This is a genomic window from Zarconia sp. (assembly GCF_057467645.1).
Genome location: NZ_JBRJXU010000150.1, coordinates 1 through 23,034 on the forward strand (window position 1 = coordinate 1; position 23,034 = coordinate 23,034).

Genomic DNA, 23,034 nt, shown 5'->3' on the forward strand with positions numbered 1-23,034 from the left:
AGCGTCCCATCCGGTAGAATCTGAGCCACAACGGGTAAGGTCGCGACACTTGCCAGGGGCAACAAGAATATGGGAATAAAGTGATGACTCATGGTTGCTCGACCGCCAATCAATCGGATGGGTTACGGGTCTTACAGTGGGAATCTTAATGCCACCCTCCCCCAGAGGAGGTCGCGACTCACTCATCCGGTGGCTTCGATGAAGGGAAAACGTTCGGAATTCGGCATGGCGACAAATTCCCCAGAATTGAGTTTTTCAACCCATCGAAGATTGGGTGGAGATTGAGTGCGGAATATCGAGTTGGAATTAAAGTTTCGGGTCGTTTTCGAGCGAAGCTAGTGGCAACGTTATAGATTGCCAGAGGTTTAACAAGCTGCGTCGCAGTTTTAGCTCGATTGATGGTGTCTTCAAACCATTGTACCAGTCTCGTTTCTCAATCGAGAACCACTCGCTGAAGTTTGCCAACTGTCATCGCTGCAGACGGTCCCGCTAGCCGTCTGAAAACCATCACAAAATTTCAAAAAATTTACCGAAAAATGAGATCGGATCGCGAACAGTTGGTAACATCTAAATCTCGATAACTCTTGTTTCGATCGACTCTTGGCGGGGTCAATTTTGGATGCAAACCGCAAGACAAATAGAAAAGGGAGAACGAGATCGTTCTCCCTTCTTTCAAACTGTTTTCAGCGATGAGATACGGTTACGCCGAGACCGATACAGGTTGGAGTAACGCTTTAAGCGGTTCGACTTTGTCGGTTTTTTCCCAGGGCAAATCCAAATCTGAGCGACCAAAATGACCGTAGGCGGCAACATCTTGGAAGAAACGCCCATCCCGCTGGGCTGGGAGATTCCTCAAATCGAACGTTTGGATAATTCCGGCCGGTCGTAACTCGAATAGCTTTTCGACCGCTGTTTGCAGCTTTTCTTCATCGACTTTTCCAGTGCCAAAGGTTTCGACCGTTAAGCTGGTGGGTTTGGCAACGCCGATGGCATAACTCACTTGCACTTCGCATTTATCGGCCAGTCCGGCGGCGACGATATTTTTAGCGACGTAACGACAGGCATAAGCCGCACTACGATCGACTTTGGTGGGATCTTTACCGGAAAATGCACCACCGCCGTGACGGGAGTAGCCGCCGTAGGTATCGACGATAATTTTGCGTCCGGTGAGTCCTGCATCCCCTTGGGGACCGCCAATGACAAACTTCCCGGTGGGGTTCACCAGGAAGCGGGTTTTATCGTCGGGTTTGATGTCGATATCGGCAAAAACCGGTTGGACGACGTTCGTCCACAAATCCGCTTCGATTTTGTCTCGGATGGCTTTGTCTTCGGTTAGTTCGCCGATGGTTGCATCGTGCTGGGTGGAAATTAAAATCGTATCGATGCCAACGGGTTTGCCATCTTCGTAGGCTACCGTTACTTGAGATTTGCCATCGGGACGCAGATAGGGCAACACGCCGGTTTTACGGACGATCGCCAGTCGGCGCGTCAGGCGGTGGGCTAAGCTAATGGGCAAGGGCATCAGCTCGGGGGTTTCGTTGCAGGCAAAGCCGAACATCAAGCCTTGGTCTCCCGCACCGATCTCGTCGAGTTCGGCATCGCTCGCCTTTTCTCGCTGTTCTTGGGCGCTATCTACCCCTTGGGCGATATCCGCTGACTGTTCGTCTAGGGCGACGAGAACGGAGCAACTCTCGGCGGAAAAGCCGTTATCGGCATCGGTATAGCCGATTTCCGCGATTTTTTTGCGGGCGAGTTGGATGTAGTTGACTTGCGCGTTGGAGGTGATTTCTCCCGTAATCAGCACGAGACCGGTATTAACCACGACTTCAGCCGCAACCCGACTTTTGGGATCTTGGGCAAAGAGGGCATCTAAAATCGTATCGGAGATCTGGTCGCAGATTTTATCGGGGTGACCTTCGGTAACAGATTCTGAGGTAAATAAGTAATAGCGAGACAACGCTTACTCCTCCTGCAACTGCAAATTAATTTGACTTGTTAGCATAACAAACTATTGCCGTTTGTGCTCGGATCGCGTAACAACAATTCAAAGAGAAATAGATATAAAATTTTAGATAAATTTTATATTTTAGATCGATTGACCATTCAAAATTTTAGATAGATTTTAGGTTTTATCGCACTTTGCGCTGGTTTATTTACACTCTTGAAAAAATCGTTTTTTTCCATTCCCCATTCCCCGTTCCGGTGTTCCGGTGTTCCCCATGACTGAAAATCTGTAATGATACCAGCGCGAACTGCTATAGATCGATTCGATGTGAAGCTGCATCAAAAAACTGCGCTCAAACCCTAAGTGGGTAAGGAAGTATTTAGCGCAGCTTCATAGAAAAACGGTATTAGATTTTAGATTGGGGTCATTAATTTGGGGTCACTTCACTCCATCACTGCTCCCGTCGCGTCTCCCCTTCTCCACGTCCTTTGAGTTCCAAATCGGCTTCCGGTTCCCAAGGGGGAAATATGTCCTCCGCTTCGGCATCGAATTCGGTGGATGTCGGGTTTTCTTCTAGGGTGAGTAGCTGTGGTTCGGGAAGGGAAATGGATTCTGGTGTGGATGAGTGACGGTGGATTTGGATGCGATCGAGACGGGGCCCTTCAGCGGAAATCACCGTCAGTTCGAGACCCTCGTAGTGTAGGATTTCGCCGACGGAGGGAATTTTTTGCATGTGATAGATGGTAAAACCACCGAGGGTTTGATATTCATCGATCGAGGGCAAATTTAGGGCGAGTAACTCGTTGACTTCTTCGACGTGCATCTGCGCTTGCACGACAAACGTCTGCTCGTCGAGGATTTGCACGCTCAAGTCTTCGGAGTCTTCGGGTTCGCACCGATCGCCGATGATTTGAGCCACTAAATCTTGCATGGTCACCAATCCAGCGGTGCCGCCGTATTCATCGACAACCATCACCATCGACTGTGCCGATCGCTGCATCAGTGGCAACAGCTCGCTGAGAAGCATGTATTCCGGGACGAATCGCGCCGGACGAATCCAAGGTCCGATGGGGGTTTCCAGGGTCAGCGTCCCGCTTTGCAGGGGTTCGGCGAGTTCTTTGAAGTGAACGATGCCTTTGACGTCGTCGAGGGATTCTCCGATGGCTGGGTAGCTTGAATGTCCGGAGGTGGCGACTTCGTGGAGGACGTTGCGAAAGGTGGCGTTTTCGGGAATGGCACTGAAGCTGGTGCGGGGAACCATCACTTCATCCACGGTGACATCCCCAAACTCGAAGACGTTGTTGAGCAGTTCTCGCTCTTCGGCTTCCAGACCGGTGGATTCTCGCTCGGTGGCGATGATGAGCTGCAATTCTTCAGGGGTAACGCGATTGTACCAACCTTGACCGGTATAGGAGATTCCCACTAGCCGCAGTAGGCAGCGGGTGGATTGGTTGAGTATCCACAAAAAGGGGTTGAAGAACCGGGCGATCGTTAAGCTGGGGGGACCGAGCAATCGCGCCAGTTCTTCGGAGTACAGCAAGGCAACGGATTTCGGACACAACTCTCCCAGGACGATTTGCAGGTAGGCCACCAGCAGAAAGGCGACGGGAATGGCGATCGAATGGGTGAGAAATTTTCCCAGGTTGCTGTCGATGGAGAGTTGTCCGATGCCGACGAAGACTAAACTCGCCATGGTTTTTTCCCCGATCCATCCCAACGCAAGGCTCGATAGGGTAATCCCTAATTGAGTGGTCGAGAGCAAGAGATCGACGTTGTTTTGTAGGTTTTGAACGGTTCTCGCTTGCAAGTCGCCTTCATCGACGAGTTGGTTGATCCGCGATCGCCGCACCGAGACCATAGCAAACTCGGCGGTGACGAAAAAGGCGTTGATGGCAATGAGTGCTAAGACTGATAGTAAGCGCCAGATGATATCCGACCAGACTAGGGGGGGTGGACTCCCCGCGCCAGAACTCCCCCATGCCGGAGACTCGATTAGCACCAGCACCGCGATCGGTGTTAGAGCGATCCACCAAAAAGATGGGGGAATTCGGGAGAACAGATATGGGTTCGCTTCTTCTTCGCACCCCGATCGAGGGTTCATAGTTGCTGAAGGAAATGTAGGTCAATATTAAGTGAGTTTGAAAAACGGATTCAAAGAGCTTTATATACCCATCATAGGTGGGCGGGGCGACTTTAGACGTCACAATTGGGAAAGGGAAGATGCGGTGAGGGTGCCAATGAGTCCGGGTTCAACTCTCGCCAATCCTATCGAATCCCTCGCCGATTTCCTTAACCTTCGATATTTTCCACTTGCTTGAGGATATCCTCTTCTTTCAAAAATTTGACCGCTTCTCCTTGCCGGGAACCTTCGCGATCGCCGAGGAAATTATTCGTGGGACGCACGTCGGGTTGGGTGACCCCTTGCAGCGCTTGCCGTCCCAGGGAAAAGCCCCAAACTGAACTCATCAAACCCGCTCCGAACATGGAGAGCAGCAGCAGGGTGGTTAGGACGATCGTGGTATTGAGTTTCATCTCGGTTGCAGATTTTCAAGCAGTAGAGTCTGGTGCGGATCGGATCGATCGGATTTTGAAGAATCGGGTCGCGATGGATCTTCAACGCCTGTTGTGCTATCTTAGCAATATCTATGCCATGGGCGGTTGGCCGAGCGGTTTAGGCAGCGAACTCATAATTCGCCTTAGGCGGGTTCAACTCCTGCACTGCCCATTTGTTTCTATACTCAAGCTTTTGACTCGATTGAAGATTGGAGCGCTCACCCGACCGCAACTTGCGAGTCCGGAAACGGTTGGGTGAGTTACGTCAGTTGGGGTTACCGTCGAGAACATTGCAATGCGGTACCGTCAATAATCACGGGACTGACACCGCAAGCATAGGGCAATGTTAGCAAAGATCCGTTATACACGTCTAAATCGCGGGTACGAATGAAGGGATCGCTGTACAGCTGCTGGTTGAGGGCATCTCGGTAGAGGGCGTTCACGGACTCGGCATCGTCTGCCACTTCCAGTTCCGGGAAGAACAGCCCACCCAAAGACTCGGCGGTTCCTTGAATGCTGGTGCGATCGAAATAGGTTTCGCCATGCTCGTAAAAAGCACTGTCAAAAGCCTGGGGTAGAGTAATGAGGGGGACGACTCGGACGTTCTCTCGCTCTCGGATTTGAAGGCTGTCGAAATTTTGAAAGGGCTGCGATCGACTCTGAGCTAGAGCGTCTTCGGGAAGAGCGATCGAGGAGAGACTGGCGATCGCCGCGAATAAACCGGCGATCGATTTGCAGCAGTACTTCATCTGAATTCGTGAGTGAGTGGGGACGGTGTCTTCAAATCAAGGAAGAACGAGAACGGATGCAAACGAGTCAAACCGCTTTGGTATTGACTTTTGTGTAAATAGTAACTCAAGATCCAATCGGTTACCTAACGATCGAGAGAAATTGACGGCTCTAGCTGAAGTTGTCTCTTTTATTCTCATCGATCGCGCGCACACCCAACAACTCTCAATCATCTGTCGTCGTTTTTTCACTCTAGACAATATGACACTCAATTCCGCCGTGCTTCCAACCGATCCGACCGCCGTGCGCCAGAAACTTCTGGATTTATTTTGCCAGTTTGCCTACCGCGAAGGGGATTTCGTTCTCTCGTCCGGACAGCGCAGCCCGTATTATATCAACGGCAAAACCGTAACGCTTCATCCCGTCGGCGCGTTGGCGATCGCCCGGTCGATTTTAGCAGTGTTGCCCCCAGATACTCAAGCAGTGGCGGGGTTGACGTTGGGGGCCGATCCGATCGTGTCTGCGGTGAGCGTTATTTCGGCACTCGAAAGCGAACCGATTCCGGCACTCATCATCCGCAAGGAAGCCAAGGGACACGGCACGAAGGCGTATATCGAAGGGCCCGAACTCGAAGCGGGGTCGAAGGTGGTGGTCCTTGAAGATGTGGTGACGACGGGGGCTTCGGCGATGAAGGCGGTGGAACGGTTGCGCGCGGCTGGGTACGAGGTCGATCGGGTGATTTCGGTGGTCGATCGCGAGCAAGGAGGCGCGGAGTTTTATCAGGAGCAAAATTTGGAATTTCAGGCGATTTTGACGATTCGAGACTTACAGGCACATTTGAAGCAATTTACAATGGAAAATTGACAAAGGGAGATAATCCGTTTTAGCCGAATTATACGAGAAATACCAGGAAAGTTTTGTTCTATAAAATAGACGATTGAGAATAGAATATTCTTCGTTTAATCTGAATAAGATAAGGAAAAAAACAGTTAAGGAGAATTCGTTTGCGTTTGCCGTGAAAATTATTATGATCGGTATTTTACCAAACAAAAAAATAGTAGAAGCCGTCGGATCTACTATTTTAAAATTGACTGAGAGAATGGAAAAAATTAGATAATGGCGACGATAGAAGAAGATAAAATACTATCTAAAAAATCGTATTTCTCCAACATCTCCGATTCTTCCAACCGAGCAATCGTACTCAAAAGACCATAAACAATCTTCTTTTAAAACCGTCGCATGATTATCGGAGGAAAATGCAACTAAATGTAACTTTTCCTCTTCGAGGACTGTCATCATCCCAAACCAATTTTCTGAGCTAATTGCATAGATCCAAGGTCCTGGATCGTCTAAATGGATGACGTCTTGTTCGCCATTAATTTTTACATAACCGTCAAAAATTAGTGTTATATCTAAATTTGACGATATCAAAAAAGGAGGCTTGGGAAGATTATCTATATCTGATATCAGATAATTAAATCCTCCACGGGAAAAATGAATCAGTCCTATTGAAATTTTTGGTAGCAGTATTTGTTCGTGCAACGAGATTAGAGAGACAACTCCAGGAAAATCTCGAGTATACTCATACTCCTTTCCACAACCATAATTACCATCAATGGCATAAGCATCTGCCGTCCAGGTTAAAGGGTTTTGCTTATAAAGCGTATAATCTACAATCCAAACTGCTGCTCCTGGATGAAAAAAATTTTTCTTCATCGTATCTCTCCACATTTAAAATTTTATTCGAGATCGAACGTGACAGAGAAAATTGCCATTTTCAATATTAGGTCGAACGCAAAGTGCATAAATGGCAGCAATCCGACCTATATCAAGTTAGAGAGGGGATGGAACCGTGGCGACGTACCCTCGGCAAGCGAAATCCGGTGCGAGAACCCCCGCAACTTTCCCTGGCTGTTGACGAAGATGAAAATTATGAACTGTACGAGTGACTTTATGAATTGAAATTGAGTCTGGTTCGTTGCCATCATAGGATTAGACCCTGACGACCCGGGGAATTGACCCGAATGTAGAGATTCTTCTTTGCCTGCTGAGTTGGAAAATGGCAATTTGTTCGCCCTCACGCCACTGAACCCCTATGTTGTTCGATCTTGCTAACTTACCCTATTGGATTTGTCTGGGAATGGGACTATTGCTGTTCCTCCTGGTCTTTGTGGGGGGAGTTGGAGACGACGAGGTAGATTTAGATGCCGACGCAGATGTGGATGTGGATGTGGATGTGGATGCCGATGTCGAGACGGATGTGGATGCCGATGGCGACTTAAATGCCTTAAAACTACTGTCGTGGCTAGGGGTAGGTCGGGTTCCGCTGCTGTTATTGTTGGCGATCGATTTTTGTTTGGTGGGTTTGTCGGGTTGGATGTTGAATGTATTCGTCGGCGAACTCATTGGTGGGATTCCGGGTCGGTTATTTGGCCTTGGCGGTTTGATTTCGATGGTGGCTGTTGTTTTTAGTTTGATGACCGGACGAGCAATTGCCCGACCCATCGGCTTGATGTTTGCCACGTTTGGGGAAGATACCCGCAACGATCGCCTGGTGGGACTGACGGGAACGGTGACGTCGGCGTGCGTTCCCAAGGGAAAAATCGGTCAGGTGGATGTTCTCGATGCCGATCGCAACCGAGTGACGGTGAGTGCGACGCTGCCGGAATGGGCGATGGCGATTCCCCAACGGGGGGATGAGGTAATTGTTATCGATCTCGAAGAGCGAACCTATATGGTTATTGCCCGAGACAGTGCCGATTTCGATCGCTGGATGTCTGCGTCTTCTCCTTCTGTTTAGTGACCCGTTTGGCAATCTTGAAGCTGTCAATGTGAAATTGAATTTCGTTGTCTTGACTGTAAACCCAAAGGTTTAATCTTTTCATCAAAATTTACATCAATTTTTGGAGGAAATGCCATGTTATTTTGGCTTGAATTCGTGCAATCTTTACCTTCGATCGATATTCGAGAAGCGGAATCGGTTGCCCTAGCAATGACCCCTCTAGAAACCACACCCCTCGAAACCATTCCCGCGAGTTTTCCCGGTCGAGTTTCATCATTTCCTTCCCAAACCACTCAACCCACCCTCGGCTTGCTAGGAGGCGGTTTAACGCTCTTTGCCGGACTCGGGGCGGCATTAGTCTTTCTCATTGTTTTAGGGACGCTGGTGTACTCTCGCCTCTATCAAGTGACTCCCGCCAACGAAGCCTTCGTGAAAACTGGGGGGGTGCTGCGGAAGCGACGAACGGTGATCAAGCACGGGGGATGCATGGTGTTGCCGGTGTTCGATCGCCTGACTCGCGTTCCCCTCAAGGAGATTTCGATCGATGTGGAACGTACGGGAAAACTGGCCGTTCGCACCCAGGATTACTTGCGTGCGGATATGCGGGTGACGTTTTTTGTTTGTATTAATGCCCTTGACGATGATATTAAAACGGCGACGGAACGGTTATCTCAAAATGGCAAAATCACTACAGAAGATATTAAGAATGCCATTGAGAAACGGGCAGACGATGCGATTCGGGCGGCGGCAAAAAGCAAGAAACTGGCGGATATTGATTCTGACAAGTTGGGATTCGCTCAAGAAGTTCTCAATCTCATCGAACCGGATTTAAAAAAGGTGGGGTTGACTCTCAATAATATTGCAATTTCTGAAATTGAAGAAAGCGATACCTACGATACGAATAACTTTTTCGATGCCCAAGGGGTAAAACTGCGGACGGAGACGATTCAGAAGTCGATTAAGCAGAAGGAAGAGGTGGAACTCACCACTGCCAAGGAACGGCGAGAAATCGAACTGATGAATCAGGTGGAAATCGAACAGAAGGAATTTAACGCTCGCACTCAAACCTTGGAAATCGAGAAATCGAAAGAAAGTGCGGAACTAGCACAGCAGTTGGAACTCGAAGCGTTACGGGCGCAGCGGGCACGGGAAATTCAAGAAGCCAAAGATAAGGAAGCGGCGAATCAAGAACGGACGAAAATTTTGCAGGCGAAGGCTGTGGAAGAAGAGCAAATTCGCAAAAAATTGGCGGTTCAACAAAGTCAAATTTCTGCGGATATTGCCCTAGAAGAACAGGAGAAAAAATTGAAGGTTGCCCAAGCTCTGCAAAAGCAAGAAGCGGAGATGGCCCAAATCGAACAGGAGAAAACGATTGAATCGAATCGCCTGACTGCCCAGGTGGAAATTGAGGAACAGGAGAAGAAGCTCAAAGTTGCTCAAGCCTTGCAAAAACGAGAGGCGGAAATGGCGGAAATCGATCGCCAGAAAACTATCGAATCGAATCGTCTTACCGCCCAGGTAGAAATTGCCGAAGCGGAACGGTTATCCCAACTGGCAAAACAAGCAGCGGCGATCGCCATTGCTGCCAAAGAAGAGGAACGATTGATAGCCGAAGCGGAACGGGCAAAAGCAGAATCGGCGGTGGAAACAGCGACGGAAATCGAGAAAGCCCAACGGCAACAACGGCTATCTTTAATTGTTGCGGAACAGGAGGCGGAACGGGAACGGATTACGGAACAAAATGTCATCGAAATTGATGTATTCCGACGCAAGCGGCAGGCGGAAATTGCTCGTCAAGCGGCAGATTTGGAAGCAGAATCGATTCGCACTTTGGCACAAGCAAATCGGGATAAGGATTTGGCGGAAGCTGAGGGGATTGAAGCGAAAGTGGAGGCGGAAAATGCCATTAGCGATGCCAACCGGATTGCGAACGTGATTAGCGAACTCGGACCGCAATTAATTGAGCGGTTGCCGGAAATTACGACGGCTTTGGCACCGCAGCCGGGGGTGTTGGGAGATGCGAAAATTTATGCGTTTCCCGGTGGGAATGGAAGTAATGGCAATGGCACTCAAGAGATTAGTAAGTTGATGCTTTCAACGAGTGGGATGACGTTGATTAATTCCCTGTTGGAAGATGGAAAGTTGATGGGGTTAATTGCCGGGGCAATGCAACTGATGCGCGGGAATGGGGGTACATTGCCGAAGGATTTGGAACCGCTGCTGCAAAAGTTGGCGTCGGAGGCGGAATCGAAAAGTGCGATCGCCCCTTCTAATCCTCCCAAACCGCAAAATCCCAGCTCGACAGTGACACCACCTCCAATGCCGAATTCTCGGAAAACGCGATCGGATAAAAAGATGAGTTAATCTTGCTGGGATAGGCATGGTGATACTACCGCGACTGTAAATCCTTCAATTGCGATCGCGCCAGAAAATGCGATCGCTCCAGTTTCTCGAGTTTGGGGCGATCGTTTTGAATCAACTATAGCCGTATTCAGTCGGGTTAGGACAATAGTGCGTTCGCGAAGCGTGTGCGTCAGCACAAACATCTTGCTCGCCTTTCCAACGATATAGCCATATTCAGTCGCGTGTTTGACACAAGTGACCGTGGGCAGGCAATCGCTGGCAATCGCGGTGGGAGCGGGGGGAGAAAGATAAAAGATACGCTCATGTTAGATCGGAGTGTCCGCGCCCTTACTGAATACCGCTATACAATTTCAGACAACAATTTAGCAAGCGTGCAACGGCATAGAAACTTGATGGATAAAGAAACCGTGACAACCTGGCTGAGGCAGCATCAAGAGATGTTGTGGGATTACGGAGTCAAATCACTGGCATTATTTGGTTCTGTAGCACGAGATGAAGCAACGGAAAACAGCGATGTCGATTTATTGGTGGAATTTGAGGGAACGGTTACGTTCGATCGCTATATGGATTTGAAATTTTTTTTGGAGGATAAGCTTGGGACATCAGTAGATTTGGTGAGTTTGAAAATGCTCAAACCCCAAGTGCGAGAAATGGTGAAACGAGAAGCAATCGATGTCTCGTAACTTGCGCTTATATTTTGAGGATATTCTCGATGCCGGGGAGAAGGTGATTCGCGATACGACTGGCATGAATTTAGAAGAGTTTATTCAGGACGATAGCACCTTTGATGCTGTGGTTCGCAATTGACAAATTATAGGTGAAGCGGTTAAGCAAGTTCCTGACGAGATCCGCTAGTGCTATCCACAGGTTGAATTGCGAAAGATTGCTGGATTAAGAGATATTTTAGCGCATACTTATTTCAGTTTGGAAAACGAGATAATTTGGGATGTTGTCGAACATAAAGTTCCACAACTGCTTGTTGAGATTCGGACGATTCTTCGACAAGAATTTGGAGAGTGATGGCGTTGCGTATACCTAAAATTTATAGTGCAGTACAGGCGAGCGCAACCCGAATTTTGAGGCAACGGTTACGAAATGACAAACCCTGTCGGTTTTCGTCCTTCTTGAGATCGATAACCCAATACGATATCTTGTTTGGGAATTCCTGCGGCAACCGTGTTGTGATGAATATCTCTAGCTGGCACGGTCAAATAGGTTATCGTACAAAAAATAAATAAAGCTACGCCACTAATCTAAACTTTACCACCCTCTACAACCCCTGTAAACTCGTTCCCTTTTTCTCCCAATTTCCAGCAATTTTGAGGTCGGATTGACTTTCGCGACACCAATTTTTCGGGATTTTGGTTCGGTCACAGTAGAAATTTCCTAACTTGACTCTCCCAAAAACACACAATTGTTGACACACAAAATATTGACTAAAAAATCAATTTACGATACGATTGAATCTAGGAGAAGTAGCCCATCCCAGAAATCAACTTGTAAGCCCTCACTCATCCCTACACTTGAATATAAAATCAACTCATGAATACGACATCCCAGACCGCATCCCAACCCAAGCTCCTCACCCGATGCCAGCTCATTTACGTCGAAGTGGGTGAAAACTCGAATAAAGTCTGGCAGGGCAGCGTTTGGGACGATGGAACCTTCCTTGCCCAGTGGGGACGAGTGGGGAAGCAGTTGCAGTGCAAAGCCCATTCCCTCGGGTCGGTGGCAGCCGCCAAATACAAGCTGTTTCGGATGAAGCGGCAGAAGCTGAGAAAAGGCTATACCGAAGCGCGAACCCTCGATAATCACAGCTCCGAGTCTATCCGCGCCACAGATTTAGCGGCGATCGCCACCACCCAGATTCGTTCCGACGGAGATCGCCGGGTGGCGCAACTGATCGGCTACCTGACCGAAACCAACATTCACCACATCGTCTCCCAAACCCACATCACCTACAATGCCACCACCGGCACCTTTAAAACTCCCTTAGGGTTGGTCACTCCCGATGCGATCGCTGAGGCGCGTCAGTTCCTCGTGGAAATTGCCACCGCCCCACCCACGAGCGATCGCACCGCTTTCAAACACCTCGTCAGCCGCTACCTGCGACTCATTCCTCAGGACTTAGGGATGAAACTCGACGAGTCTATCTTCCGCAACCCCCGGCAATTACAACGTCAGAATGCCATTTTAGATGCCCTCGATGCGGCGATCGTCCGCACCCCAGCGCAAACCCAGGAAAACGTCTTCGATTGCAGCCTGCATCGCGTTCCCCACTCCACCGCCGAGGGATGCAAAACCTTTCGCCAGATTCGCCAACGCTACCGTCAAACCCTCAACCGCCACCACCTCTCCTGCCGCTACCAACTCAAACGGGTGTACGAGGTGAAGATTCCCTCCATGGAACGTGCCTTTGCCGCCAAAGCCGACACAATTGGCAATGTGAAGCAATACTGGCATGGAACCCGCGCTAGCAATTTGCTGAGTATCTTCAAACGCGGGTTGATCATTCCCCCAGCAACGGCAGTGCAGTGTACGGGACGGATGTTTGGCAACGGCATTTACGGTTCCGAGCAGTCCACCAAAGCGCTCAACTATGCCACGGATTACTGGAATCAGTCGGGGAATTCCCAGCAACGCGCGTTTATGTTGCTGTGCGATTTTGCTATGGGGCGATCGTACCATCCCGATACCTGGAATTGCAGTTTTCCCGTACAGGGACACGATAGCACCGACGTGCGTCCGGGAACGGCAGGGGTGATGAATCAAGAGAGTATCGTCTATTCTATCGATCAGTGCAATATTCGGTATCTGTGCGAATTTGGGTAAGTTGCACGACCCATACCGTCCATCAAACTTATGGAGATCGCCACTTCTGAGATTTATTCTGGCGTTGCGGAAATTTCTTCCAAGCAAACTGCCTCTAGGAGCGCCAACCAATGCGCTTCTAATATCGGGTTTTCCTCTTGGGTGCGGTATTGTTCGATCAGTTCGGTGAGGGCATCGTACCAAATGCCGTGGTTGGCATAGATAACATAGTCTTCGGTATCGGGAGTTTCATCGAGTTCGCTGGCTAGGATTGGATCGGGTTCAACTCGTTGAATCCAACCATCCACGGTGGGGTTATTCGATGGACGGTCCGGATCGCATTGCAAGGCAAAGAACCAATGATATTCTTGCCCAACTTCGAGAGATTTGGCGGTGGCGGGTAGGGAGACGCTCACCAAACCCGAAGTCTCTGAAAGTTCGACGATAATGGGTTCGTCGATGACGGGATTATTTTCCTTATCGAGTAACATGAATTCGGCTTCGCTGACGTTAGCCATCTCGTCAGGAATGTAGAACCAAAATGTGGGATGAGACTCGGTGGTTAAACCTAAATTAATCTTGGGAACAAGTGCCGTTAACGGTCGCTCGCTGACGGGACAATTTCCGCGACTTGCTCCACCACCGCGACTTCCCGATCGAGTTTGACCATCTCCATCAAAGTTAAATCTCGATCCTCCTCGAGTTAGATTTTCTGGCTGACTTTGACCATCTCTCTCGAAGTCCCAATCTCTAGCATGAGTTCCACCAGTATAACGATTTGAAGGTTCAGATTGCCCGGTATCTGCCAAGTGCGAATTATCTTTTTGTGTCTCGATGAGTTTGAAAGTGTTTCCACTCACTTGTGCCCACATCGGTTCTGAAAAAGAGCTGCAACAAACGAAAGTCAAAGCTGTTAAAACAGAAGCCTTGAAGAGTTGAAGATTAAATTGATTTGAAATCATAGAATTTCCTCCAATGCGTTATATCCAATTTTTTTGATATGAAATTTAAAATTGGTTTTGTCACAAACGATGCAGAAATTTTTCGATCGAACAGGTCTATTTCGGATTCGTAACTGTTCAGGAGGAAGTAGAAATTTAATAGGGTTTGAGACTACTTCAAGCTCATAAAGATGCGAGAAAGAGCTGGAATTCTCCAATTTTGTTGCCTGCAACCCTCATTCTCTCGTTTCCCCCCGAACAGTGACTCGGATTTAAACCCTTAACTCCACGAAATTCCGACGACCATCCATCAGTTTTCTCTACCGTGCTGCTCCTGAAACTCTATTTTGGTTGCCACAGTGTTGATATCCATCGCGATCGAAATTCCCTCGATCGTCCAAATATTCTTCGGGTTGGCTTTGTCGCACTTCGTCAGTGGAATGTTCCCAAGAGGTCGATAAAATCCGATCGAGATTTTCTTGGCAATGAGTTCCACCACCGTTTCGATTCGGGGCTTCAGTTTGCCCGGTTCCCTCAAAATAATTTTCTGGAGAGTCTTCTGGCGCATGACTCACTAAACGATCTCCCAGATTCATTTGGACCAATGCCAGTGCTGAAGATTCGATCGAAACAGCCAAGATAAACGCGAGATTGACGAAAGTTTTGAGGGGTTTAACTGCTACATGAATGGATTTCATAATTGAGGTCGATGCATATGATTCGTTGCCAGCCAGATTCCAACAAACAAGGCGATCTCAACCCACAGCGAAGTCAACGTTCCCTCTCAATATCAAGATAAGAACCGTTGAATCGTAGCTATCAAACCCTGCCAATTTAACTTGCCGTTACACCAGCAATCCGAGTCAGCATATCAATTTTCTACATCCCATTTCCAATTGGAGAAAACTTATTGGATTGGGGTACCCCAAAGGCCCTCGACCCTGAAGTTTTCTTCCCCTCGCGGGTTGCCGATGGCGAGTCTTCCCGCGCCCGTCAATACCAGTGCCCATCCCGATGGAACCAGCGGCAGCCAAACCCCTGCAGTGAGGGCGATGAAACTCATACCACCCACAATACCGATCGCTGCACCACTAGCTACCATATAGATACACCATTGTAGCCGTTGTAACTTTCGTGGCAAGAACGCAGACAAGAGAAGTTCCCCGATCGTCGCCCCGGCAAAGGCACACACCCAAATACAGATAAATTCACCCCAACCCGGCAAGACCCACAAGACCGGCCGATTATCCTTCACCGCACTCAAAATTTGACTGACCATTTGCCCTTGAACGAAAACGCCGGGAATATGGGCGATCGGCTGGTATTGGGCGCTGTAGGGGGTCAGCAAGCCATCTTCGATACTGCGGGCCGTCGTGCCGATGATGATAATCCGATCGCGAATCCACTCCGGCTCGAAGCGATCGGCGAGAACATCCCCCAAGGTCAGAGTCTGTGCCGGTGCTTCGGAGGAACGGTAGTTGAGCATCACCTGATATCCCCCCGCATCGAGTTGGTTGTATCCCCCAGAGTGGGGTTCGACGCGGGGAAACTCCACCGAACCGATGCGAAACGAGTTTTGTCCGGTGCGATCGAACTCGATCCCTTCCGCACTCAAGTAGCGGTAGGCCAAACTAAAGCTAAAAGATTGGCTGGTATCGCACTCCGCCCCCGGACTCATCCCAAAAAACTGTCGCCGGACGATACCATCGCCATCAATGGGTAAATCGCTAAACCCAACCCGAGCGAGGGGTACGTTTTCCGGTGGGGGAATGGGGGGATTCTCGTCGCCCCCGCCAATTTCGCAAATGAGAATGAGATTCTCGTTTTGCTGCAACTGCTCGGCTAATTGCGGATATTGGGGACGCACCGCAAAAGGTCGGTAGATATCCAAACCAATGGCGCGGGGTTGGTGGGGGTTGAGTTTTGCCAGGAGTCGATCGAAGGTGGCATCGGAGAGGGAACCTCGCCGTTCCAAGGCATCCTGGGCTTGGATATCCGCTTCGGTGACGGTAACGATCGTGATGCGGGGGTCGGGTTGTTCCTCGGGACGCAGTCGCATCAGTCCGTCGAATGCCTTGAGTTCGTGAGGTTCGAGGATACCCGTCGATCGCCCTCCCGCGACGATTCCCGCCATCGCCAAACCCGCCAGGAGTAGTGCCGGCAAACGCTGCCACGGAAATCCCTCATCCGGGGTATGGCGTGGGGTATGGGTTTTTCCTTGTAATTCTTCCCAAGTGGGGGGAACGGCGGTCTGATGCTGGAAAATGACGGGTAACCAGCTGGCGCAGGGATATTTATCTTCGAGACCTTGCAACCGTTCTCGGGCAACTCGCACTGCTCGATCGAAGCGTTTACCGCTCGCAAAGGTCGTGAGGAAATATTTTAAGAAGGTTTGGGCGACTTCATCAGGAACCAATTCCCGCATGACGACGGTAAACGGAATTTGCAAGTCATCGAGTCGCCGCATCAATCCCAATCCGTCGCAGGAGTTGAAAATGGCCAGTTGCAATCCGTTTTTTGTCGCCTGTTTCAAGCCGTACCACAGTTCGTCAATGGTAAGGCTATCGGTGGGGTTGATATAAATTTTGCCCTCTTCCCCCTCGGTTTGGCTGTGGCCGGCAAAGAAGATAATATCCCAGTGTTGCTCCCAAAGGCTATCGTGAATGTGCTGGAGGTGGGGTTCCACCAGGAAAACCACCTCAGCATCGGGCAAATTTTCCAGCAACTTTCGGTCTGCGTCGGTATCAATTCCCTCACGGTGACCGAGAATGGCAAGGATTTTAACGTAGGTCTTGGGATTGCGCTCTGGGGTCGTCAAGCGGTGAAAGTTCGGGAGGCTCAGAGTCACTTCGGCGTTGCGACTCTCGATAAAATCCCACAAATGCCAGGGGAGTTTCTGAAGTAGGGGATCGTCGGTGCAAATGAGGACTCGCGGGCGTCCGGCGCGATAGATTTTCTCGAACAGTTTTCGCTCGATCGCTCTGAACTCCCGTGCATTCAACCATTCGGCGAGACCCCGCTTGACCTCTTGTGCCGATTTCCGGCATTCTTCGAGCTCGTTAACGTTGCCATCGTATTCGATTCCTTCGGGTTTGATGCGATAGGGGGCACCAATGGAGCGATATCGATTTTCCCAGTGGTCTCGGACGGTGGCGGCCAGATCGGGGTTCGCTGGCAAACGACCGAGAAGTTCGAGTTGCTTTTTCGAACCCGGTAGTGCATCTGATTCGATTTCGAGGGTGACTCCAACGCCGATATCGAGATTGCCGAGGAGTTTGAGGATTGCTCGCTTTCCCATAGCTGCTCTATCCTCGCTCTCGGTTATAGCCGTTCGCACCCTTTTGCTTCGAGGTGTTGAGGGAACGAGCAACGGGGAACGGGCAACGGGGAACGGGGAACACGCGGGAGTGCTGTAGGGGCGCGCGCATTTGAGCGATGAATTGCCGATCGAACGAAATCTCAGATGTCCAACAGCTTTGCCCGTGCGGGGTGTCGGGAGAGGCGGCCGGATCGGGGATGGGAGGATGGAAGATACGGGGCGATCGCTTCCATTGCATCCAGAAATATGAGTCGGTCTTGCTCGTTGTTGCCTGCATGATATCCGGAAATGATATGGCTTCTATGGAGATTTCAGCGTCACCAAAGCTTTTTTTCGGTTTTTGCCATTTTTGTTGCAAAACTTCATCTGCGATCGACCCAGGATAACAGTAATGGTCGGGTGGGCAGTATTCTCCCCGGCATTGAATTCGATCGCTCATCACTCAACTGCCCACCTTCTCGAATTAAGTAGAAAGTCTTGAAAGTCCGTAGAATAACGTGTCGAGCCCCTCAACGGTTTCCCGTTTTTCAAGCTGGAAACCCAACTTTTCCATCACCCGACTCGATGCTACGTTCGGTGCGTCGGTGCTACCGATAATTTTGGGAACGTTCAGTTTCTCGAAACCATAGGCAACCATCGCCGCTGCCATCTCGCTGGCGTACCCTCGTCCCCACAGATCGTCGGCAACACCGTAGAGGATTTCGGGTTCCGGCGGTTCGCGAAAATACCAAAATCCAGAAAAGCCGATTAAGCGCTCTCGAGTCTGACTCCAACCGCCCCACAAACCAAAGGATTTCTCGGTAAATAAACGTTCGTTTTCTTGGAGAATATCTTCGGTTCGATCGCGCGGGATAATTTCATCATCCCACAAATATCGACGCACCCCCGGAGCCGTCCAAAGCCTATGAATTGCATCCAAGTCGCCGCTCTTCAAAGGACGAAGTACTAAGCGTTGAGTTTGAATTTCCATGAACCTACACCCATTTCATGTCGATCGAGAATGATTCGTTCTCTTGCTGTTAATCGCGCTTCATTTTCAGATTAATCATGGCAATTCGATTACCATCCCAGTCTTTCTTCTCTTCGATTTCATAGGGAATAAATCCTAGACTTGAGTACAACAAGAGCGCCGGTGCATTCTGGTTAAACGATGAAATCCGGATTTCTGGCAATTTATATTTTTCATAGGCAATTTTCACCATATGTGAAATCATCTGCCTGCCAACACCTCGACCGCGATAGTCTCGATGGATAATAACATTACCGATAAAAGCAAATTTATCGACGTTAAAATCATAAAAATCGGTAAATCCAATAATCCGATCTTCAAATACAGCTACCGTTAATTCTTTGCGGACGCGAGATAGTTCTTGAATTTGAGCAACAGTTAATGGATATTGTCCATTGGGATGCATCAAAAAAAGTTCTTCTTTGTTGGGAACGAGTTGGCAGATAGCTTCAAAGTCGTTTTTAGTTGCTTCTCTAAATTGATACATCTGGCAGAAGTAAATACACCCTTCTAAACTTAGTATTTGTCGCGATACACCTGATGGAAGGCACTCCGGAGCAAAAGGGGAGTGCCTTGTTAAGCAAGCAACTAGGTAAACTCACTCAGCAAACAAATGCCATACTGCATTCGTTGCTAGTGGTTATCTATTATGTGCAACTGGGCAGCCGAAATGTGACAGTCACTCGTAGGGTGAATAGTGTTTTGAGTGTAGTGTGATTTTCTCGGCGATCGCTTTTCTCTATTCTATCCTTTAGTATTTTGAATTAAGTTTATATTTTTGAGAACGCAGACACACCCTGAAACCAAGTCCTTAGCCCTAGGCAACAGCTTTCTCAAGAATTGATTGATAGGCTTGACGCAAGCGATTTAAAGCTCTGCGACCTTTTTGCCTGACTGTTGGCTCTCGAAGCTTCAGCAACGCTGCAACTTCAGCCCAAGCAAGGTGTTGCAAATAGTGCAACTCGATTGCTTGTCGATCGGACTCTTTTAAGTTGTGAAAAGCGGTAAGAGCGGCAATTGTTTTTTCATCCAAGTAATAATCGCTCAAATTTTCCGGAGGCAGAAAATACTCTACCTCGTAATCTCCAACTGGCCAAAACTTTTGTTGGCTTCTAAACTTTTCTCGAATGACGTTCAGAGCGACAACTCGAATAAAAGCCATAGGATGAGTCAAAAACTCACCTCGCTCAATTTTTCTTCGACCGCGAAGGTAAACTTCAATTAAAATATCCGCAACTTCACAGTTTTGTAGATTAAATTGCTTGAGGTAGTACTGGACTGCCAGAATTAACTGACGAGCTTCAGACTTAGTGTAAAACTGATTGCTTGCTTGAAGGAGTCCTTGGATAACTACTTCAAATTGAGCAACTTGAGCTTTGCGAGCATCGGATTGCGACAAGATCACGTTTGGTTTTCTCCTTATGGTGGCATAGGACACCTCCTGTCTAAACGTAGTTTGGGTTGGGAAAAACTCTAGCTACAACAAGGCATTAGCCTGAGTGCTGAAGTTTTAAAAGTTGGTGTCTTTGCAACGTTAGCCTTGCGAGCATCGGATTGTGATTTCATCACATTTGATTTTCTTTTTAGGGTGACATGGGACACCTCCTGTCTAAACTTCGTTGTTTGCGAGATACACCTAATGGCAGGCATTCCGGAGCAAACGGGAATGCCTTGTTTCATGCAAGCAACTAGTAACCTCACTCAGCTAAAAATGCGATATAGCATTCATTGCTTGTGTGGGTCTATTATTATGTGCAACTCGGCAGCAAAAATGTGACAGACCGTTCCAAATGCCTGCCACAGTGCACATTCGAGGCTCAAATTTAGACAGCCGGATGAAAATAATCGTAAATCTGCCGTGCCAATTGCGGTCCGATGCCCGGTACTTCCGCCAGTTGTTCTGGGGTGGCGATGCTGATATAGTCGATCGAGCGGAAGTGTGCCAGGAGTTCTTTTTGGCGGGTAAATCCCAAGCCGGGAATCTCATCTAAACGTGATCTCCGCATTCGTTCGGTGCGTTGTTGGCGGTGGAATGTGACGGCAAATCGGTGCGCTTCATCTCGCAATCGCCGTAACAGTTGTACCCCCGGCTGTTCGGCATCAGTTTTTAGGGGAAACGATTCGCCGGGGAGAAATATTTCTTCTCGTTGTTTGGCTAAACTGACAACGCGAACTCGATCGAGTAAGTCCATTTCTCGCAGGACATTAACCACCGCAGAAAGCTGTCCTTTTCCGCCATCTATCATCACCAAGTCGGGAAATTTATTGCCCGTCTCCGTAACGGCTTTATCTTTGCGAAAACGGCGACTAATCACCTCCGCCATACTGGCAAAATCATCGGAATGACCCGCTCGAACTTCCGGATTTTTAATCTTGTAGCGGCGGTAATGTTGTTTGGCGGGAATGCCATCGATAAATACAACCTGAGAAGCCACCGCATCGGAACCTTGAACGTGAGAAATATCGTACCCTTCAATCCGGTGGGGAGGTTCGGGTAAATCGAGAATCTCTGCTAAATCTTGCATCGCTTGCAAGTTTCGATCGCCCATTTTTTGCATCCGTGCCAATTCGTATTCGGCGTTGCGTTCCACCATCGCCACCAGTTCGGCTTTAGTTTGCCGTTGAGGAACGACGATCGAAACTTTTCGTCCCTTTTTTTCGCTCAACCAATCCGATAGAATTTCTTCGTCAGTGAGTTCTGCTTGTACTAAAATTTCCGTGGGAATTTCCACCGATTCGACACTTTGGTAATGCTCTTCTAAAGCGCGCTGTAAAATGGCACCGATATCCCCTTGCAAAATCCCGGATTTTATGCTTGAATATTCGACAATAAACCCCAGTCGCCCCACCAATTTTCCGGCGCGAATTTGAAACAGTTGAATGCAAGCAAGGCGATCGTTCGCAGCCAGGGCGATCGCATCCCGAGAAACGCGATCGTCCGGTAGAGATACTTTTTGGTCTGCCCCCAAAGACTGCAAGCCTTGAATTCGGTCTCGCAGTTGAGCTGCTTTTTCAAACTCCAGATTTTCTGAAGCCTGCTGCATGAGATCGGTTAAAATCTCGATAAGTTCCTGAGTTCTTCCCTGGAAAATCATCGCCACTTTCTGCACGGTTTTCCGATACTCTTCGGGAGAAACGAGCTGCTGGCAAACGCCGGGACAGCGTCCGATATCGTAATTCAAACAGGGACGATCTTTAAACAGGGGTTTTGGACGTTGCTGAAGGGGAAAAATACGCTTGACGATATTGAGGGTACTGCGCAACAAACCCGTATCCACATAGGGACCGTAATACCGGTCTTTTACTTTCGCCATCCGTCGCTTGCGGGTAATAAAAATGCGAGGATATTCTTGCGACCAGGTAATGCAGAGATAGGGATATTTCTTATCATCTTTAAGCAGCACGTTGAAGTGAGGTTGGTGCTGTTTGATGAGGTTCGCTTCCAGGGCGAGGGCTTCCGCTTCCGTATCGGTGACGATAAATTCGATATCGCACACCTGCCGCACCATCAATGCAATGCGATCGCTCAACTGCTGGGATTCGCGAAAATAGGAACGCACCCGCGATCGCAGTTTTTTCGACTTGCCAATATATAGGATAGAATCATCTCGATCGCGCATCAAATACACCCCCGGTTCCGCCGGAATTTCCTTCAGTCGGCTTTCCAGGCGATCGGGATTTTTGAGCAGCGGTTGAACTTGAGTCGCAGACATGATTATTTCTTGAAATTGTCAATTGTTAATTGTCAATTGTCAATATCTGTAGGGGCAAAGCATTCGGCTAGAAACTTTGATATTGAACCCGCAACTTTTTGCCCGAATGCTTCGCCCTCCGTAACAGTTAGCAGTATAACGAGATTCCCCCTCCCATGAACGCCCTCGTCAGTGTCATCATTCCCACCTACAATAGCGATCGCTACATCGTTGCCGCCATCCGCAGCGTGTTGGCGCAAACCTACCCCCACTGGGAAATTCTCGTCATCGATGACGGTTCCCAAGACGAGACGCAGCAAATCTTACAGCCGATGGTAGAGCAATATGGCGATCGCCTGCACTACATCTACCAAACCAATCAGGGAGTATCCGCCGCGCGCAATCGAGGAATTGAAGCCGCAACAGGGGAGTTCGTCGCCTTTCTCGATGCTGATGATATCTTCCTCCCCGACAAACTCGCCGCGCAGATAGCGGTATTCGCCGCGCAACCACAGTTGGGAATGGTACATAGCGGCTGGCGGCGCGTCGATGCGGCAGGAAACCCTCTGCTAGATGTGGAACTGTGGCGGGACATTCCCACCCTAGATTTGGAATCCTGGTTGCGATGGAAACCGGTTCTCCCCAGCGCGATGATGTTTCGTCGTCAGTGGCTGGTGGAGGCGGGAGGATTCGATTCCCGGTTTCCCCCGGCAGAGGATACGGAGTTGGTGTTGCGGTTGGCGCTGCGGGGATGCAAGGCGGCGTGGTTGCGGCAGATTACCGTTTTGTACCGCCAACATGCAGATAGCGCCATGTATAAGGGGCTTCCCCAGGCTCGATCGCTCGCGGCCGTTTTAGACCATTTTTTCGCCCAGCCGGACGTACCGCC

The 23,034-nt window shown here is 49.2% G+C and carries 22 protein-coding genes, 1 tRNA gene and 1 pseudogene; 10 read left to right on the forward strand and 14 right to left on the reverse strand.

The genetic code is table 11. The annotated features are described in order from the left end of the window. Window positions 1-700 precede the first annotated feature (700 nt). From metK to AC2215_RS22905, 3 genes are all read right to left on the reverse strand, one after another. Window positions 701-1,957 carry a methionine adenosyltransferase gene (gene metK, locus AC2215_RS22895; RefSeq protein WP_486812335.1) on the reverse strand — a complete coding sequence of 419 codons (1,257 nt, stop codon included), beginning with the start codon at window positions 1,955-1,957 and terminating at the stop codon, window positions 701-703. A gap of 439 nt (window positions 1,958-2,396) precedes the next feature. Continuing rightward, entirely contained in the window at window positions 2,397-4,046 is a 1,650-nt protein-coding gene (locus tag AC2215_RS22900) for a hemolysin family protein (protein WP_486812336.1), read from the reverse strand. A gap of 188 nt (window positions 4,047-4,234) precedes the next feature. Next, window positions 4,235-4,477 (reverse strand): hypothetical protein, encoded by a 243-nt coding sequence (locus AC2215_RS22905; protein ID WP_486812337.1) that lies wholly within the window; start codon window positions 4,475-4,477, stop codon window positions 4,235-4,237. A gap of 120 nt (window positions 4,478-4,597) precedes the next feature. Between AC2215_RS22905 and AC2215_RS22910 the strand changes: the two genes are divergently transcribed. Next, a tRNA-Ile gene (locus tag AC2215_RS22910) sits at window positions 4,598-4,670 on the forward strand. 103 nt (window positions 4,671-4,773) lie between these two features. Here the strand turns inward: AC2215_RS22910 and AC2215_RS22915 are convergent. Continuing rightward, window positions 4,774-5,247: a hypothetical protein gene (locus AC2215_RS22915; RefSeq protein ID WP_486812338.1), complete on the reverse strand. Its 474-nt coding sequence runs from the start codon at window positions 5,245-5,247 to the stop codon at window positions 4,774-4,776. 241 nt (window positions 5,248-5,488) lie between these two features. Here AC2215_RS22915 and pyrE point away from each other — a divergent pair, with 241 nt between their 5' ends. Further along, complete coding sequence (gene pyrE / locus AC2215_RS22920) at window positions 5,489-6,091, forward strand: orotate phosphoribosyltransferase (RefSeq protein ID WP_486812339.1); 603 nt, start codon at window positions 5,489-5,491, stop codon at window positions 6,089-6,091. A 279-nt stretch (window positions 6,092-6,370) separates the two neighbouring features. Here pyrE and AC2215_RS22925 read toward each other — a convergent pair whose 3' ends face one another. Continuing rightward, window positions 6,371-6,943 carry a hypothetical protein gene (locus AC2215_RS22925; protein ID WP_486812340.1) on the reverse strand — a complete coding sequence of 191 codons (573 nt, stop codon included), beginning with the start codon at window positions 6,941-6,943 and terminating at the stop codon, window positions 6,371-6,373. An 83-nt stretch (window positions 6,944-7,026) separates the two neighbouring features. Between AC2215_RS22925 and AC2215_RS22930 the strand changes: the two genes are divergently transcribed. From AC2215_RS22930 to AC2215_RS22955, 6 genes and pseudogenes are all read left to right on the forward strand, one after another. Then, entirely contained in the window at window positions 7,027-7,176 is a 150-nt protein-coding gene (locus AC2215_RS22930) for a hypothetical protein (RefSeq protein WP_486812341.1), read from the forward strand. 146 nt (window positions 7,177-7,322) lie between these two features. Next, window positions 7,323-8,027, forward strand: a complete 705-nt coding sequence (locus tag AC2215_RS22935; protein WP_486812342.1) for a DUF1449 domain-containing protein — start codon at window positions 7,323-7,325, stop codon at window positions 8,025-8,027. Window positions 8,028-8,144: 117 nt separating this feature from the next. Further along, window positions 8,145-10,373, forward strand: a complete 2,229-nt coding sequence (locus tag AC2215_RS22940; protein WP_486812343.1) for a flotillin family protein — start codon at window positions 8,145-8,147, stop codon at window positions 10,371-10,373. A gap of 302 nt (window positions 10,374-10,675) precedes the next feature. Beyond that, on the forward strand, window positions 10,676-11,056 hold the full coding sequence (locus AC2215_RS22945; RefSeq protein WP_486812344.1) for a nucleotidyltransferase family protein: 381 nt from the start codon (window positions 10,676-10,678) through the stop codon (window positions 11,054-11,056). Then, window positions 11,046-11,180, forward strand: a complete 135-nt coding sequence (locus AC2215_RS22950) for a ribonuclease HepT family protein (RefSeq protein ID WP_486812345.1) — start codon at window positions 11,046-11,048, stop codon at window positions 11,178-11,180. The genes AC2215_RS22945 and AC2215_RS22950 overlap by 11 nt, the downstream gene beginning before the upstream one ends. Before the next feature lie 63 nt (window positions 11,181-11,243). After that, window positions 11,244-11,393: pseudogene (locus AC2215_RS22955) on the forward strand (HepT-like ribonuclease domain-containing protein); the annotation flags it as partial. A 68-nt stretch (window positions 11,394-11,461) separates the two neighbouring features. Here the strand turns inward: AC2215_RS22955 and AC2215_RS22960 are convergent. Continuing rightward, window positions 11,462-11,578 carry an element excision factor XisI family protein gene (locus AC2215_RS22960; RefSeq protein WP_486812346.1) on the reverse strand — a complete coding sequence of 39 codons (117 nt, stop codon included), beginning with the start codon at window positions 11,576-11,578 and terminating at the stop codon, window positions 11,462-11,464. A 337-nt stretch (window positions 11,579-11,915) separates the two neighbouring features. On the opposite strand from AC2215_RS22960, the gene AC2215_RS22965 reads away from it, so the two are divergent. Continuing rightward, window positions 11,916-13,205, forward strand: a complete 1,290-nt coding sequence (locus AC2215_RS22965; RefSeq protein ID WP_486812347.1) for a WGR domain-containing protein — start codon at window positions 11,916-11,918, stop codon at window positions 13,203-13,205. Between the two features lie 53 nt (window positions 13,206-13,258). On the opposite strand, the gene AC2215_RS22970 is transcribed toward AC2215_RS22965, so the two are convergent. The 8 genes from AC2215_RS22970 to uvrC form a co-directional block, all read right to left on the reverse strand. Continuing rightward, a complete protein-coding gene (locus tag AC2215_RS22970; protein ID WP_486812348.1) occupies window positions 13,259-14,146 on the reverse strand; it encodes a DUF928 domain-containing protein in 888 nt (295 codons plus the stop codon). A gap of 299 nt (window positions 14,147-14,445) precedes the next feature. After that, complete coding sequence (locus tag AC2215_RS22975) at window positions 14,446-14,823, reverse strand: hypothetical protein (protein WP_486812349.1); 378 nt, start codon at window positions 14,821-14,823, stop codon at window positions 14,446-14,448. 209 nt (window positions 14,824-15,032) lie between these two features. Beyond that, complete coding sequence (locus AC2215_RS22980) at window positions 15,033-17,423, reverse strand: CHASE2 domain-containing protein (protein ID WP_486812350.1); 2,391 nt, start codon at window positions 17,421-17,423, stop codon at window positions 15,033-15,035. A 7-nt stretch (window positions 17,424-17,430) separates the two neighbouring features. After that, a complete protein-coding gene (locus AC2215_RS22985) occupies window positions 17,431-17,883 on the reverse strand; it encodes a hypothetical protein (RefSeq protein WP_486812351.1) in 453 nt (150 codons plus the stop codon). Between the two features lie 24 nt (window positions 17,884-17,907). Then, window positions 17,908-18,414, reverse strand: a complete 507-nt coding sequence (locus tag AC2215_RS22990; RefSeq protein WP_486812352.1) for a GNAT family N-acetyltransferase — start codon at window positions 18,412-18,414, stop codon at window positions 17,908-17,910. Between the two features lie 49 nt (window positions 18,415-18,463). After that, complete coding sequence (locus AC2215_RS22995) at window positions 18,464-18,940, reverse strand: GNAT family N-acetyltransferase (protein WP_486812353.1); 477 nt, start codon at window positions 18,938-18,940, stop codon at window positions 18,464-18,466. 330 nt (window positions 18,941-19,270) lie between these two features. Then, complete coding sequence (locus tag AC2215_RS23000; protein WP_486812354.1) at window positions 19,271-19,891, reverse strand: RNA polymerase sigma factor; 621 nt, start codon at window positions 19,889-19,891, stop codon at window positions 19,271-19,273. A gap of 385 nt (window positions 19,892-20,276) precedes the next feature. Continuing rightward, window positions 20,277-22,166: an excinuclease ABC subunit UvrC gene (uvrC, locus tag AC2215_RS23005; protein ID WP_486812355.1), complete on the reverse strand. Its 1,890-nt coding sequence runs from the start codon at window positions 22,164-22,166 to the stop codon at window positions 20,277-20,279. 155 nt (window positions 22,167-22,321) lie between these two features. On the opposite strand from uvrC, the gene AC2215_RS23010 reads away from it, so the two are divergent. After that, window positions 22,322-23,034: glycosyltransferase (locus AC2215_RS23010; protein ID WP_486812356.1), on the forward strand; the 713-nt coding region annotated here is incomplete at its 3' end.